This window comes from Anoxynatronum sibiricum, from assembly GCF_039414295.1.
Taxonomy (GTDB): Bacteria; Bacillota; Clostridia; order Peptostreptococcales; family Tindalliaceae; genus Anoxynatronum; species Anoxynatronum sibiricum.
This window is the reverse complement of record NZ_JBCITM010000093.1, coordinates 1-255: the sequence shown is the minus strand read 5'-3', so window position 1 is coordinate 255 and position 255 is coordinate 1. Positions and strand designations below refer to the sequence as shown.

Genomic DNA, 255 nt, shown 5'->3' with positions numbered 1-255 from the left:
AAGTTTCAACCGACATCAATCAGAACTATTATTCAAAGTCATCTCTGACCGGGCGGAAAAAAGTAGTGTTATGATCAGCAGCAATCTTGAATTTTCAAGATGGACAGAGCTTTTCGAAAACCCAACATTGATTACGGCATTGGTGGATCGACTTACTTTTCGGTCCCACATCCTTAATATGAACAACCCATCTTATCGAATGGAGCAGGGGTGACAGGCTATTAAGTTGCTGCAATTGTGGATTCTATGGATAAC

Annotated in this window: 1 protein-coding gene; it reads left to right on the top strand. The window is 40.8% G+C overall.

The annotated features are described in order from the left end of the window. A partial coding sequence (locus AAIG11_RS18310) for an ATP-binding protein (RefSeq protein ID WP_343187567.1) occupies positions 1-214 on the top strand: 214 nt, incomplete at its 5' end. Between the last annotated feature and the right edge of the window lie 41 nt (positions 215-255).